This is a genomic window from Microcella daejeonensis, assembly GCF_026625045.1.
GTDB lineage: Bacteria > Actinomycetota > Actinomycetes > Actinomycetales > Microbacteriaceae > Microcella > Microcella daejeonensis.
In genome coordinates this window covers 2,109,247-2,123,172 of the sequence record NZ_CP113089.1, presented here as the reverse complement: position 1 = coordinate 2,123,172, position 13,926 = coordinate 2,109,247, and the positions used below count along the sequence as shown (strand labels likewise).

Below are 13,926 nucleotides of genomic sequence, written 5' to 3'. Positions count from 1 at the left end.
TGCGCGAGAGCGGCATCCACCGGGCGCCCGATCAGCGCTTCTGCTTGACGATCTTCTCCTGCTGGATCTCGTCCTCGTCGATCGCGTCGAACTTCTCGGCGCCGGGCGCCGAGCCGTTGCCGGCCTGGAACTCGGTGACGAATTGGTCGACGGCCTTCTCGAGAGCGGCCTCGGTGTCGCCGTCGAGGACGTTCGTCTCGCGCAGCGTCGTGAGCACGTCGGTGTTGCGGCCGAGGTGGTCGATGAGCTCGCGCTCGAACCGCAGCACGTCCTCCACCGGGATGGTGTCGAGCTTGCCCTTGGTGCCGGCCCAGATCGAGACGACCTGCTCCTCGACGGGGTACGGCGAGTACTGCGGCTGCTTGAGCAGCTCGGTGAGGCGGGCGCCCCGGGCGAGCTGACGACGGCTGGCCGCGTCGAGGTCGGAGGCGAACATCGCGAAGGCCTCGAGCGAGCGGTACTGCGCGAGCTCGAGCTTCAGCGTTCCGGAGACCTTCTTGATGCTCTTCACCTGGGCGTCACCACCGACGCGCGACACCGAGATGCCGACGTCGACCGCGGGGCGCTGGTTCGAGTTGAAGAGGTCGGACTGCAGGAAGATCTGGCCGTCGGTGATCGAGATCACGTTGGTCGGGATGTACGCCGAGACGTCGTTCGCCTTCGTCTCGATGATGGGGAGACCCGTCATCGAGCCGGCGCCCAGCTCGTCGGAGAGCTTGGCGCAGCGCTCGAGCAGACGCGAGTGCAGGTAGAACACGTCGCCCGGGTACGCCTCGCGTCCCGGCGGGCGGCGCAGGAGCAGCGACACGGCGCGGTAGGCCTCGGCCTGCTTCGACAGGTCGTCGAAGATGATGAGGACGTGCTTGCCGCCGTACATCCAGTGCTGGCCGATGGCCGAGCCGGTGTAGGGGGCGAGGTACTTGAAGCCGGCGGGGTCGGAGGCCGGGGCCGCGACGATCGTCGTGTACTCCATGGCTCCGGCGTCCTCGAGGGCGCCCTTCACCGCGGCGATGGTCGAGCCCTTCTGGCCGACGGCGACGTAGATGCAGCGCACCTGCTTCGTCGCGTCGCCCGACTCCCAGTTCGCCTTCTGGTTGATGATCGTGTCGATCGCGATGGCCGTCTTGCCGGTCTGGCGGTCGCCGATGATGAGCTGGCGCTGGCCGCGGCCGACGGGGATCATGGCGTCGATGGCCTTGATGCCGGTCTGCAGGGGCTCGTGCACGCTCTTGCGCTGCATGACGCCGGGCGCCTGCAGCTCGAGGGCGCGGCGGCCCTCGTCGACGATGTCGCCGAGACCGTCGATCGGGGCGCCGAGCGGGTCGACGACGCGACCGAGGTACGCGTCGCCCACGGGGACGGAGAGGACCTCGCCCGTGCGGGTGACCTCCATGCCCTCGACGATGCCGGTGAACTCGCCGAGCACGACGACGCCGATCTCGTTCTCGTCGAGGTTCTGGGCGAGGCCCAGGGTGCCGTCGGCGAAGCGGATGAGCTCGTTGGCCATCACGCCGGGCAGGCCCTCGACGTGCGCGATGCCGTCAGCGGCGTCGGTGACGCGACCGACCTCGGTGGCCGCGGCCGCGCCGGGCGCGTAGCCCTTGGCGAAGTTCTTCAGCGCGTCGCGGATCTCGTCCGGGCTGATCGTCAGTTCTGCCATGTTCTTCCCTTTTCGTTACGACCCGCCCGCGAGGGCGAGCCGTCTGGTGTGACGGCGAAGGCCTAGCCGGCCAGCCGGAGCTTGAGTTCGGACAGTCGCGCGGCGATGCTGCCGTCGACGACCTCGTCGCCGACCTGCACGCGCACGCCGCCGATGACGGCGGGGTCGATGACCTGGTTGAGCGTGTGCTCGCGGCCGTACCGGCGGGCGATGCTCTGCGCGATGGCGCTGCGCTGCTCGTCCGTGAGCGGACGGGCCACGGTCACCGTGGCGACGCCCTTGCCGGAGGCATCGGCGACCGTGGTGGCGGCCGAGCGGACCAGCTCGCCGATGCGGCGGCCGCGCGGCTGCTGCACGAGGTGCCCGGCGATCGATCGCGCCTGCGGGCTGGCCTGCGCGAGCAGAGCGTCGACCAGGTCGCGCTTGCCCTCGGGGGCGCCGCGCTTGCTGCCGATGGCCAGCTCGAGCTCGGCGTCGGAGGTGACGCCCTGACCGAAGGCGAACAGCTCGCCCTCGACCGAGGAGCCGGCGGGGGCCGAGGCGGCGATCGCGCGGATGCCGACCTCCTCGATGCCGGCGAGCAGGTCGTCCCCGCTGGACCAGCGGCTCGCGACCATGCCCTCGAGGAGGGTGCGGGCCGCGGGCTGCAGACCCGCGAAGATCGTGCCGATGAGGCCGGCCTTCGCGGAATCGGTGGCCGAGGGGTCGGTGAGCGCGCTCACGAGCTGCTTCGACGACCCGATGGTGCGGGCCGCGCCGAGCAGCTGCTCGCCGGTCGTCAGATCGACGCCCGAGGTGCGGGCCAGCGCTGCGCGGGCCGACTCGGTGGCGCCTCTCGTCGCGGAACCCATGCCTACTTGGCCGCCTTCTCGCTCGTCTCGAGGTCGGCGAGGAAGCGGTCGACGAGGGCCGTGGCCTTCTTGTCGTCCGCGAGCGACTCGCCGATCACGCCACTGGCCAGGTCGAGCGCCAGCGAGCCGACCTCGGCGCGGAGCGAGACGAGAGCCGCCTGGCGCTCGGCCTCGATCTGCTGCTGCGCGGTCGCCGTGATACGGGCGGCCTCCGCGGAGGCCTGCTCCTTGAGCTCGGCCAGGATGGCTCCGCCGTCGACGCGTGCCTGCTCGCGGATCTTCGCGGCCTCGGCGCGACCCTCGGCGAGGAGCTTGTTGTACTCCTCGAGCGCCGCCTTGGCCTCGGCCTGGGCCGACTCCGCCTGCGCGATGCCGCCCTCGATCTTCGCGGCGCGCTCGTCGAGCGTGCGCTGCATGCGCGGCAGCACGACCTTCCAGAACAGCAGGAGGACGAGCGCGAACGGGATGATCGAGTAGACGATGTCGTACCACGCCGGGAGCAGGGGGTTGACGGGCTCCCCCTCTTCCGCCGCGATGATGAGTTCGGTCAGCATGGAAGACCCTTAGACGAAGATGTAGAACGTGGCGATGCCGATGAAGGCGAGAGCCTCGGTGAAGGCGATGCCGATGTACATGAGGACCGTCAGGCGGCCCTGCAGCTCGGGCTGGCGGGCGACCGACTCGATCGTCTTGCCGACCACGATGCCCACGCCGATGGCGGGGCCGATCGCGGCGAGGCCGTAGCCGACCGTGGCGATGTTGCCCGTGATCTGGGCGAGAACCGTGTTTGCGTCCACGAGGGGTGTTTCCTTCCGTGAGGGAGTGAGGCGAGCGGGGCGCTCGAACTCGATTAGTGCTCTTCCGCCAGCGCGAGCTGGAGGTACACAGCGGTCAAGAGGGCGAAGACGTAGGCCTGCAGCACGGCGACGAGGATCTCGAAGAACGTGAAGACGATGCCCATGGCCTGCGTGCCGACGGCGAAGAGGGCGGTGAAGCCCCCCACGTCGAACATGAAGAACGCCGAGGCGGAGAAGAACAGCACGAGCAGCAGGTGCCCGACGATCATGTTCATCAGCAGTCGCAGCGTGAGCGTGACGGGGCGCAGTACGAACATCGAGACGAACTCGATCGGCGTCACGATGATGTAGAGCGGCCACGGCACCCCGGGCGGGAACAGCGCGTTGCGGAAGAACGCCAACGGGTGCTTGCGGATGCCCGCGTAGATGAAGGCGAGGTACGCGGCGGCGGCGAGCACGAGCGGCAGGCCGATCGACCCGGTGCTCGCGATGTTGATGCCAGGGATGATGCCCGTGAGGTTGGAGAACAGCACGAGGAAGAAGATCGTCGTGATGAGCGGCAGGAACCGCTTGCCGTCCTTCTTGCCGAGGAGGTCTTCGGCGATGTTGACGCGAACGAGGTCGAGACCCATCTCGATGGTGCCCTGGAAGCGACCGGGCACGAGCTTCATGCGCCGGGTGCCGAGCCAGAAGACCAGGATGAGGAGGGCGGCGACGAGCAGCCGGACCAGCATGATGCGGTCGAGCTGGAAGAACTCGTTGCCCTCGAAGAAGATCGCGGGCGGCTGGAAGTCGCCGATCGAGGGACCGGAGAAACCACCGCCGGAACCGTCATCGGTCGCGAACGGGAGCAGGGGGATCAGGGCAGCAGCGCTCAGGGGAGTCTCCAGAATCGGGGCGGCACGAGAGTGTGCCGCGGCGATCGGCAGTTGCTTCTCACCTTAGCAAGAGAACGCCCCCCGACCGAATCGGGAGGGCCCCTCGCACGGGGAGGGCGACGGGGTCAGGGGCGGGGTGCGCGGGGCGCGTCGACGTAGGGCACTCGCGCCCGCGCGACGCCGAGCAGATCGGTCACGAGACCACCCAGCACGGCGACCACGAGCGTCAGGAACAGCACGATGCGGTCGAGGGCGGGGACGTCGCCGAGCACGAAGATCAGCACGAGGAAGATCAGGAACTTCAGCAGCCAGGCGCCCAGCACGATGCCGAAGTACGCGGGCGAGAGCAGGTCGCCGCGCGTGACGCGATCGGCCAGCAGGATGCTCGCCGCGGTGAGCCCGAGGAACACGAATCCCATGAGCGCGCCGATGAGCCCGCTCAGGAGGCCGGGCAGCTCGGCCACGAGCGCTCCGACGACGCTCGCGCCGATCGCGAGGACGACGGTGAACACGGCGCCGTACAGGAGCGACTTGCGCATCGCGGGCACCGCTCCGGAGACCGCGGTGCCGTCGGCGGGGCGGGGGTCGGCGGGCTGGTCGGGGGTCGTCATCGGATCTCCTCGGCGCGGCGCGGGCCGCGGGCGGTCATGGAGGCGGGGGCCTCGGCGGGATCGGGCTCGTGGTCGAGAGGGGGCGCGGCGGCGTCGAGCGGGTCGAAGCGGGCGACGTCGGCGGGGGCATCCATCGCCGACTGCGCGGCGGCCTCGACGCGCTTGCGGCGGCTGAGCGGCGCGAGCGTGACCGCCGTGCAGACGATCAGCCCGAAGGCGATCGCGGAGAGCGCCCACCACCACGCCACGAACAGGAACAGGAGGGCGCCGAAGGCGACGACGGCCGTCCAGCCGTAGAAGATCAGCACGGCGTGGAAGTGCGAGTGGCCCATGTCGAGCAGGCGGTGGTGCAGGTGCTGGCGGTCGGCGCTGAATGGCGACTTGCCCGCGCGCAGGCGGCGCAGCACCGCGAGCCCGAAGTCGAGCAGCGGCACGACGAGGATCGCGAACGGGAGCGCGATGGGGATGAAGGCGGGCAGCAGCAGGCTGCGATCGATCGAGGCGGGGTTGATCTGCCCGGTCACGGTGATCGTGGAGACCGCGAGCAGCAGGCCGACCACGAGTGCTCCCCCGTCGCCCATGAACATCTTCGCCGGGTGCCAGTTGAAGGGCAGGAAGCCCGCCACGGCGCCGAGCAGTACCGCCATGACCAGCGAGGCGAGGTTGAAGGCGGTCTGCGAGGTGTCGATCGCGAGGATGTAGCTGTAGACGAAGAAGACCCCGCCGGCGATGAGCGTGACGCCGGCGACGAGGCCGTCGAGACCGTCGATGAAGTTCACGGCGTTCATGACGAGCACCACCGCGAGGACGGTGAGGATGAGGAACCCGGTCGGGCCGAACAACGAGATGCCGTTGTCGATGCCGATCGGCAGTGAGACGATCTGAACGCTCGACCAGGCGAGGAACCAGGCGACGATCAGCTGGGCCGCGAGCTTCGTCATCCAGTTGAGGTCGAAGAGATCGTCGAGCACGCCGACCCCGAGCATCACCCCGGCCGAGAGCAGGATCGCGATGATGGGGAACGGATCGGCGTAGACGCCCTCGAACCAGGATATCTGCGAGGCGACGGCGAGCGAGACCGCGACGCCGAGGAGGATCGCGATGCCGCCGAGGCGCGGGGTCGGGTTCGTGTGCACATCGCGGTCCCGGATGCCCGGGTACAGCTTGTAGCGCTTGCTCAGCCGGTAGACGGCGTAGGAGGCTCCGAGGCTCGCGAGCCCGGAGACGAGGGCGACGAGGAGGTAGAACCTCACGCCACGCGCTCCGCGCCGACCACCCGGATGATCTCCTCGTCGGAGATCGCGCCGTGGCGGACGATGCGCAGGCGGCCGTCGGGTCGCAGCAGGCCGGTCGCGTCGACGATCGTCGAGCCCGGGTCGCGCCCCGGCTCGGCTTCGGCGCCGACCTCGCCGCCGTCGAGGTACACCGAGACCCGTTCGCCGAGCATCTCGAGGGCCTCCTGCGCGGTGCGCGCGGCGGGCATCCCGCTGATGTTGGCGCTCGAGACGGCGAGCGGACCGGTGTCGGCGAGCAGGTTGAGGGCGACGCGGTCGTCGGGCATGCGCAGGGCGACGGTGCCGCGGGTCTCGCCGAGATCCCAGGCGAGGGATTCGCGCGCCTCGACGATCACGGTGAGGCCGCCCGGCCAGAACTCGCGCGCGAGCGCCGTCACCTCGTCGGGCACGGTCTCGGCGAGGGCGGCGAGGGTCGGGATGCCCGGCACCAGCACGGGCGGCGGTGCATCGCGCCCGCGCTCCTTGGCGTCGAGCAGCCGCTGCACCGCCTCGGGGCGGAACGCGTCGGCCGCGATGCCGTAGACGGTGTCGGTCGGCATGACGACGAGCTCGCCCCGGCCGATCGCGCCGCGGGCCGCTCGCAGACCGGCGAGCAGCCGGCTCTCGTCGGAGCAGTCGTACACGGTGGTCATGATGCGTTCATCGTAGTGCGGCACACTGGCAGGACGGGCTCAGCAGCACCGCAGCCCCGGCTCCGTCCTCCGTCGGCGGAACCGGATCGCCGCCCCGAGCCCGCTCCCCCGACGTCGACCCGAGAGCCCCCTCCCCCTCATGAGCCTGCTGTTCCTCTTCGACATGGACGACGTCCTCTACGACTACGACTGGCGCGAGCGCATGGCCGGGCTCACGGCCATCACCGGTCACGACCTCGACGAGCTGCGCCGCCGCTGGTGGATCAGCGGGCGCGAGTGGTCGGCGGAGGCGGGCGACCCCGCGACGCCGGAGGGGTACCTCGAGATGGTCAACGAGAGCATCGGGGCGAGCATCCCGCGCGAGGAGTGGGTGCGGATCCGCGGCGACGCGACCCGACCGCGGCCCGACGCGCTCGCCGCCGTGCAGCGCGCGACCGAGCTCGGCCGGGTCGCCCTGCTCACCAACAACGGGATCCTCGTGCACCACCACCTGCACGAGGTCGCCCCGGAGCTCGTGCCCATCATGGGGCGCGAGAACATGCACGCCACCGCGGCCTTCGGCGCCCGCAAGCCCGACCCGCTCGTCTTCGAGCGCGTGCTGGCGCACTACGGGACGGACGCCGCCGACGCCTTCTTCACCGACGACCGGCCCGAGAACGTCGCCGGCGCCGAGAGCATCGGCATCACCGGGCACCTCTACCGCGATGCGGCCGGGATGCTGCAGGCGATCGAGTCGTTCGCCGCGCGCGTTCCGGCGAGCTGAGCCGGCGCCGACGCCGACGTCGGCGGCAGTAGGGCCCGCGGCGGACGGGCGGCGGGACCCCTAGCGGCGGGCGGTCGTGGCCCGGTCGCGTCCGAGCAGGTCGCGGTGGGCATCCACGGCTGTGAAGCCGTCGGCGCGCAGGATGGCGGCGATACTCGCCGCCTGCAGCTCGCCGTGCTCGATGACGAGCGCGCCGCCGGGGCGCAGCAGTCGGAGCGCGGTGCGCGACAGCGCCCGCACGGCGTCGAGGCCGTCCTCGCCGGAGTAGAGCGCCGCCTCCGGGTCGAACAGTCGCACCTCGGGGTCGCGGGGCACGGCGCCGAGCGGGATGTAGGGCGGGTTCGAGGCGACGACGTCGACGGTGCCGTCGAGCTCGGGCAGGGCATCCGCCAGATCGGCGAAGACGAGCCTCACGCGATCGGCGCCGTACCTCTGCACGTTGCGCCGCGTCCAGGGCAGCGCCGCGGGCGAGTTCTCGACCGCGACGACGCGGGAGTGCGGCACCTCGGTCGCCATGGCGAGCGCGATCGCACCGCTGCCGCTGCCGAGGTCGACCGCGAGCGGCTCGGGCGAGGCGACCGCCGCGAGGGCGTCGATGGCGAACTGCACGACGAACTCGGTCTCGGGCCGGGGCACGAAGACTCCCGGGCCCACGGCGAGCTCGAGCAGGCGGAACGGGGCGAGGCCCGTGATGTGCTGCACCGGCTCGCGCAGCGATCGGCGCTCGACGGCCTCGGTGATGGCGAGGATCTGCTCGGCGTCGACCGCGCTGCGGATGAGGGCCTTGGCCTGCACCTGCCCGCGGCTGAACCCGAGCACGTGCCCGATGAGCAGGTCGGCATCGGCCTCCGGCGATGGCACGCCGGCCTCGGTGAGCACCGCGATGGCGTGCGTGCGCAGCGCCTCGAGATCCGGGGGGCTCCGGCGCTCCGGGGAGGAGGTCACGCCGGTCAGGAGTCGGTCTCGCCGAGGGCGGCGAGACGCGCCTCCTCATCGGCCTGGATGCACGACTCGATGACCGGTCCGATCGCCCCGTTCATCACGGTGTCGAGGTTGTACGCCTTGTAGCCCGTGCGGTGATCGGCGATGCGGTTCTCAGGGAAGTTGTACGTGCGGATGCGCTCCGAGCGGTCCATGCCGCGGATCTGGCTCTTGCGGGCGTCGGAGGCGGCGGCATCCACCTCCTCCTGGTGCTTCGCGAGGATGCGGGCGCGCAGGACGCGCATGGCGGCCTCGCGGTTCTGGATCTGGCTCTTCTCGTTCTGCATCGACACGACGATGCCCGTGGGCAGGTGCGTGATGCGCACGGCGGAGTCGGTCGTGTTCACCGACTGGCCGCCGGGCCCGGAGGAGCGGAAGACGTCGATCTTGAGGTCGTTCTGGTTGATCTCGACCTCCTCCGGCTCGTCCACCTCGGGGAAGACGAGCACCCCCGTCGTCGAGGTGTGGATGCGCCCCTGCGACTCGGTCGCCGGAACGCGCTGCACGCGGTGCACGCCGCCCTCGTACTTGAGGCTCGCCCAGACGCCCTGAGAGGGATCGGAGGCGTTCGACTTGATCGCCACCTGCACGTTCTTGTACCCGCCCATGTCGGAGCTGGTCGCGTCGAGCAGCTCGGTCTTCCACCCCCGCGACTCGGCGTAGTACGTGTACATGCGCAGGAGGTCGGCGGCGAACAGCGCGGACTCCTCGCCGCCCTCGCCGCCCTTGATCTCCATGATCACGTCGCGGGCGTCGTCGGGGTCGCGCGGGATGAGCAGGCGGCGCAGCTTCTCCTGCGTCGTCGCCACCCGCTCCTCGAGCGCCGGTACCTCCTCGGCGAAGGCCTCGTCCTCCTTGGCCAGCTCGCGCGCCGCCCGCAGGTCGTCCTGCGCCTGCAGCCAGACGGTGTTGGCGTGCACGATGCGGCTCAGCTCGGCGTAGCGCCGGTTGAGCTTCTTGGCCCGCCCCGCGTCGGCGTGCACCGCGGGGTCGGCGAGCTGCTCCTGCAGCTCCTCGTGCTCGGCGATCAGTGCGCCGACCGAGTCGAACATGTCGTGCTCCCTCGTGATCGGGCCCGTGTGGGCCCGCTCGGTCAGTCGTCCTTGTGGGCGGAGCCCTGGTGGCCGGTCTGCGGCAGCGCCTTCTGGATCTGCACGAGGAACTCGACGTTCGACTGCGTCTCCTTCAGCTTGCCGAGGACGATCTCGAGCGACTGCTGCGGGTCGTGGCCGGCGAGGGCGCGACGCAGGCGCCAGGTGACCTTGACCTCCTCGGCCCCGAGGAGCATCTCCTCGCGACGGGTTCCCGAGGCGCTGATGTCGACGGCCGGGAAGATGCGCTTGTCGGCGAGCTGGCGCGAGAGGCGCAGCTCCATGTTGCCGGTGCCCTTGAACTCCTCGAAGATCACCTCGTCCATCTTCGAACCGGTCTCGACGAGCGCGGTGGCGAGGATGGTCAGCGAGCCGCCGTCCTCGATGTTGCGCGCCGCGCCGAAGAAGCGCTTCGGCGGGTAGAGGGCCGCCGAGTCGACGCCGCCCGAGAGCACGCGGCCGCTCGTGGGCGCCGTGATGTTGTAGGCGCGACCGAGGCGGGTGATCGAGTCGAGCAGCACGACGACGTCGTGGCCCAGCTCGACCAGGCGCTTCGCGCGCTCGATGGCGAGCTCGGCGACCGTGGTGTGATCCTCGGCGGGGCGGTCGAAGGTCGAGGCGATGACCTCGCCCTTCACCGAGCGCTGCATGTCGGTGACCTCTTCGGGGCGCTCGTCCACGAGGACGACCATGAGGTGCACCTCGGGGTTGTTCTTCGCGATCGCGTTGGCGATGGCCTGCAGCGCGAGCGTCTTGCCGGCCTTGGGCGGCGAGACGATGAGGCCGCGCTGGCCCTTGCCGATGGGCGCCATGAGGTCGATGATGCGGGTCGACAGCTTCTGCGGCTCGGTCTCGAGGCGCAGGCGCTCCTGCGGGTACAGCGGGGTGAGCTTGCCGAACTCGACGCGCGCACCCGCCTCCTCGATCGTCTGACCGTTGACGGAGTCGATCGAGACCAGGGCGTTGTACTTCTGACGGCCCTGGTTCTCGCCCTCGCGGGGCTGGCGGATCGCGCCGACGACCGCGTCGCCCTTGCGCAGGTGGTACTTCTTCACCTGACCGAGCGAGACGTAGACGTCGCTCGGGCCGGGCAGGTAGCCGGTGGTGCGCACGAAGGCGTAGTTGTCGAGCACGTCGAGGATGCCCGCCACGGGGATGAGCACGTCGTCGTCGCTGACCTCGGGCTCGAAGTCGTCGCCGCCCGGTCCGCGCCCGCGCTTGCGGTCGCGCCCGCGGCCGCGGCCGCGCGCATCGGCGTCCTGCTCCGCCGCGCGGTTGCCCTGCGCCTGCGGGCCGTTCTGGCCGCCGTCGTTCTGCTGGCCGCCCTGACGGTTCTGGTTCTGCTGGCCGCCCTGGTTCTGCTGGCCGTTCTGGTTCTGCTGGCCGTTCTGGCGGCCGCCCTGCTGGCCGCGGGCCGGACGGGCGTCGTCGCCCTCGGCCTCGGAGCCGTTCTGCGCCGGGTTCTGACCGCCGCCTTGGCGGTCGCCGCGGCTGCGACGGTTGCGGTTGCGACCGCGACCGCGGCCCTCGCCCTGCTCGTCGCCCTCGCGGGCCTCCTCGTCGCGCGGGGCGGAGGCGGGCTCGTCGGCGCCGTCCGTCGGCGCGGCGGCGGACGGCGCCGCCTCGGCCACATCGACGCCGGCCTCGCCGCCCGCGACGTGGGCGCGAGCGGAACGACGGTTGCCGCGACCCGAGCGCGCCGTCGCGGCGGGCTGCTCGGTCTCGGCAGCAGGGGCCTCGGCGGCGGCGGTGTCGGCGGTGGCCTCGGCGGCGGGCTCGGCGCTCGCGGACGAGGCGCCGGCGGTGGTGGTCACGGGCTCGGCGGGCTGCTCCGAGGTCGTGCGCACGGCTGCGGTCACGGTGTCGCTCGAGACGCGGCGCGAGGCGCGGCGCTTGGGGGCCTCCGCGGCGGGCGCGGCCTCGGCGGCCACGGGGGCCTCGGCGGGGGCATCCACCGCGGCGGTCGTGTCGACGACGGCGTCGGGGGCGGGTGCGTCACCGGCCTGATGGGCGGTGATCGCGGCGAGCAGGTCGCCCTTGCGGAGCTTCGAGACCCCGGGGATGCGGAGCTCGGTGGCGAGCTGCTGCAGCTGCGGGAGCTTGAGGGTGGTCAGGTCGGCGGGGACGCCCGCGCTCGTGGCGCGGTCGAGGGAATCAGTCACAGGGGGTTGGTCCTTTCGACTCCGCGGCGCACTGCCGCGAAGGATGGCAATCGCTTCGACACCGGCCGCACCAGAGAGGCGGCGGGACGTGCTGTGGAACGGCCGTCGCGCGGTGATCGCGGAGCGCCGGGAGAAAGCGAGAGCTGCTTGGGGATGACCGGGGAGATGCGCCTAGGCGACGGTCTCGACCGGATTCGGCACCACTGTAGCACCCTTGAAATCGACGGCCAGCATGTGCGCCTGCCACGGCGTGGTGCTCGCCGCGGCCACCACCTCGGCGGCCGCGAGGCGCTCGGCGGGGTCGCCGCAGAGCACGAGCACCGAGGGCCCGGCGCCCGAGACGACGGCCGCGTAGCCCTTCGCCCGCAGCGCCTGCACGAGCGCATCGGTCTCGGGCATGGCCGCGGCCCGGTAGTTCTGATGCAGCCTGTCCTCGGTCGAGGCGAAGAGCAGCTCGGGGCTCTGGATGAGCGCCGCGATGAGCAGCGCCGAGCGGGAGACGTTGAAGATCGCGTCGGCGTGCGGCACCGACTCCGGCTGCAGGGAGCGCGCGAGCGCCGTCGACATCGTGCTCGTCTCCGGAACGCAGACGAGCAGCGAGACGCCGCGGTGCACGGTGAGGCGCTTGTGCTGCGGGCCGTCCTCCGCCATCCAGGCGATCGTGAGGCCGCCGAAGAGGGCGGGGGCGACGTTGTCGGGATGCCCCTCCAGCTCCGTCGCGCGCGCGAGCAGCCCCGCGGAGTCGATGTCGACGATGCCCTCGAGGAGCCCCTTGGCGGCCATGACCCCCGCGACGATCGCCGCGCCGGAGGAGCCCATGCCGCGCCCGTGCGGGATGACGTTGCGCGCGACCAGGTCGAGACCGGGCATCGGGATGCCGTAAGCGTCGAAGGTGTGCCGGATGGAGCGCACCACGAGGTTCGTCTCGTCGGTGGGCACCTCCCCCTCCCCCACGCCGTGCACGACGACCGTGGCGCCGGGAGCATCGCGAACGGCGACGTCGAGCTCGTCGTAGACGGCGAGGGCGAGCCCGAGCGTGTCGAAGCCCGGCCCGAGGTTGGCGGTGGTGGCGGGCACCTTGACGTGCACCCGGCGGCCCGCGAGCCGCGGGTCGGTCATCAGACGACGGCCTCGCGCGTGAGGCCCAGCACCTCCGCGACGCCCGCGGTGTCGGCCGGCACGACGGTCGGCGAGACCTCGGAGCCGTCGGCGCGCTTGAGCGCCCACTGCGGATCCTTCAGACCGTGGCCGGTGACGGTGAGCACCACGGTCGCCCCGCGCGGGATGACGCCGGCCTCGCTGCGCTCGAGGAGTCCCGCGACCGAGATGGCCGAGGCGGGCTCCACGAAGATACCGACCTCCTGCGAGAGGAGGCGGTGCGCCTCGAGGATGTGCGCGTCGTCGATCGCGCCGAAGTAGCCCTGGCTGTCGGCGTGCGCGTGCAGCGCGAGCTCCCACGAGGCGGGGTTGCCGATGCGGATGGCGCTCGCGATGGTCTCGGGCTTCTTGACGACCGAGCCGGTGACGAGCGGGGCGCTGCCCGCGGCCTGGAAGCCGAACATGCGGGGCAGCTTCGTCGTGACACCGCGCTCCAGCTCCTCGCGGTAGCCGCGGTGGTAGGCGGTGTAGTTGCCCGCGTTGCCGACCGGCAGAAGGTGGAAGTCGGGGGCGTCGCCGAGCACCTCGACGACCTCGTAGGAGGCCGTCTTCTGGCCCTCGATGCGATCGGGGTTGACGGAGTTGACGAGGTGCACCGGGTAGCCGGTGGCGAGCTCGCGCGCGATCTCGAGGCAGTCGTCGAAGTTGCCCTCGATCTGGATGATCTCGGCCTTGTGGGCGATCGCCTGGCTGAGCTTGCCGAGCGCGATCTTGCCCTCCGGCACGAGCACGGCGGCGGTGATGTCCGCGTGCGTGGCGTAGGCGGCCGCCGAGGCCGAGGTGTTGCCGGTCGAGGCGCAGATGACGGCCTTCGCGCCGTGCTCGACGGCCTTCGAGATGGCCATCGTCATACCGCGGTCCTTGAAGGAGCCCGTGGGGTTCATCCCCTCGTACTTCACGTAGACGTCGGCGCCGGTGCGCTCGGAGAGGTACCGCGCCGGGATGAGCGGCGTGCCGCCCTCGCCGAGCGTGATGATCGGCGTCGCCGCGGAGATGTTCAGACGGTCGGCGTACTCGTGCAGGAGACCGCGCCACTGCTTCGACAAG

General features: G+C 71.3%; 14 protein-coding genes. 1 reads left to right on the top strand and 13 read right to left on the bottom strand.

The features are described 5' to 3' along the window. Positions 1 to 31: 31 nt before the first annotated feature. The 8 genes from atpA to OVN18_RS10295 form a co-directional block, all read right to left on the bottom strand. Positions 32 to 1,660 (bottom strand): F0F1 ATP synthase subunit alpha, encoded by a 1,629-nt coding sequence (gene atpA, locus OVN18_RS10330; protein ID WP_267736946.1) that lies wholly within the window; start codon positions 1,658 to 1,660, stop codon positions 32 to 34. A 62-nt stretch (positions 1,661 to 1,722) separates the two neighbouring features. After that, complete coding sequence (locus OVN18_RS10325) at positions 1,723 to 2,511, bottom strand: F0F1 ATP synthase subunit delta (protein ID WP_267780698.1); 789 nt, start codon at positions 2,509 to 2,511, stop codon at positions 1,723 to 1,725. Positions 2,512 to 2,513: 2 nt separating this feature from the next. Beyond that, positions 2,514 to 3,065: a F0F1 ATP synthase subunit B gene (locus OVN18_RS10320; RefSeq protein WP_267780697.1), complete on the bottom strand. Its 552-nt coding sequence runs from the start codon at positions 3,063 to 3,065 to the stop codon at positions 2,514 to 2,516. A 9-nt stretch (positions 3,066 to 3,074) separates the two neighbouring features. After that, entirely contained in the window at positions 3,075 to 3,308 is a 234-nt protein-coding gene (gene atpE, locus OVN18_RS10315; protein ID WP_267736943.1) for an ATP synthase F0 subunit C, read from the bottom strand. 53 nt (positions 3,309 to 3,361) lie between these two features. Next, the gene (atpB, locus tag OVN18_RS10310) at positions 3,362 to 4,171 is read right to left on the bottom strand and encodes a F0F1 ATP synthase subunit A (protein WP_267739374.1); all 810 of its coding nucleotides are present in this window, start codon (positions 4,169 to 4,171) and stop codon (positions 3,362 to 3,364) included. 140 nt (positions 4,172 to 4,311) lie between these two features. Further along, positions 4,312 to 4,797, bottom strand: a complete 486-nt coding sequence (locus OVN18_RS10305) for a hypothetical protein (protein ID WP_267780696.1) — start codon at positions 4,795 to 4,797, stop codon at positions 4,312 to 4,314. Further along, the gene (locus OVN18_RS10300) at positions 4,794 to 6,050 is read right to left on the bottom strand and encodes an MraY family glycosyltransferase (protein WP_267780695.1); all 1,257 of its coding nucleotides are present in this window, start codon (positions 6,048 to 6,050) and stop codon (positions 4,794 to 4,796) included. Before OVN18_RS10300 ends, OVN18_RS10305 begins: the two co-directional genes overlap by 4 nt. Next, positions 6,047 to 6,724, bottom strand: a complete 678-nt coding sequence (locus OVN18_RS10295; RefSeq protein ID WP_267780694.1) for an L-threonylcarbamoyladenylate synthase — start codon at positions 6,722 to 6,724, stop codon at positions 6,047 to 6,049. Before OVN18_RS10295 ends, OVN18_RS10300 begins: the two co-directional genes overlap by 4 nt. A gap of 139 nt (positions 6,725 to 6,863) precedes the next feature. Between OVN18_RS10295 and OVN18_RS10290 the strand changes: the two genes are divergently transcribed. Beyond that, positions 6,864 to 7,487: an HAD family hydrolase gene (locus OVN18_RS10290; RefSeq protein WP_267780692.1), complete on the top strand. Its 624-nt coding sequence runs from the start codon at positions 6,864 to 6,866 to the stop codon at positions 7,485 to 7,487. A gap of 60 nt (positions 7,488 to 7,547) precedes the next feature. Here the strand turns inward: OVN18_RS10290 and prmC are convergent, their stop codons facing one another. From prmC to thrC, 5 genes are all read right to left on the bottom strand, one after another. Next, positions 7,548 to 8,432: a peptide chain release factor N(5)-glutamine methyltransferase gene (prmC, locus tag OVN18_RS10285; RefSeq protein WP_407666033.1), complete on the bottom strand. Its 885-nt coding sequence runs from the start codon at positions 8,430 to 8,432 to the stop codon at positions 7,548 to 7,550. A gap of 5 nt (positions 8,433 to 8,437) precedes the next feature. Beyond that, on the bottom strand, positions 8,438 to 9,520 hold the full coding sequence (prfA, locus tag OVN18_RS10280; RefSeq protein ID WP_267736938.1) for a peptide chain release factor 1: 1,083 nt from the start codon (positions 9,518 to 9,520) through the stop codon (positions 8,438 to 8,440). Between the two features lie 41 nt (positions 9,521 to 9,561). Next, complete coding sequence (gene rho / locus OVN18_RS10275; RefSeq protein ID WP_267780691.1) at positions 9,562 to 11,721, bottom strand: transcription termination factor Rho; 2,160 nt, start codon at positions 11,719 to 11,721, stop codon at positions 9,562 to 9,564. 171 nt (positions 11,722 to 11,892) lie between these two features. After that, a complete protein-coding gene (gene thrB, locus OVN18_RS10270; RefSeq protein ID WP_267780690.1) occupies positions 11,893 to 12,840 on the bottom strand; it encodes a homoserine kinase in 948 nt (315 codons plus the stop codon). Beyond that, positions 12,840 to 13,925 (bottom strand): threonine synthase, encoded by a 1,086-nt coding sequence (gene thrC, locus OVN18_RS10265; protein WP_267780689.1) that lies wholly within the window; start codon positions 13,923 to 13,925, stop codon positions 12,840 to 12,842. The genes thrB and thrC overlap by 1 nt, the downstream gene beginning before the upstream one ends. Position 13,926 lies beyond the last annotated feature (1 nt).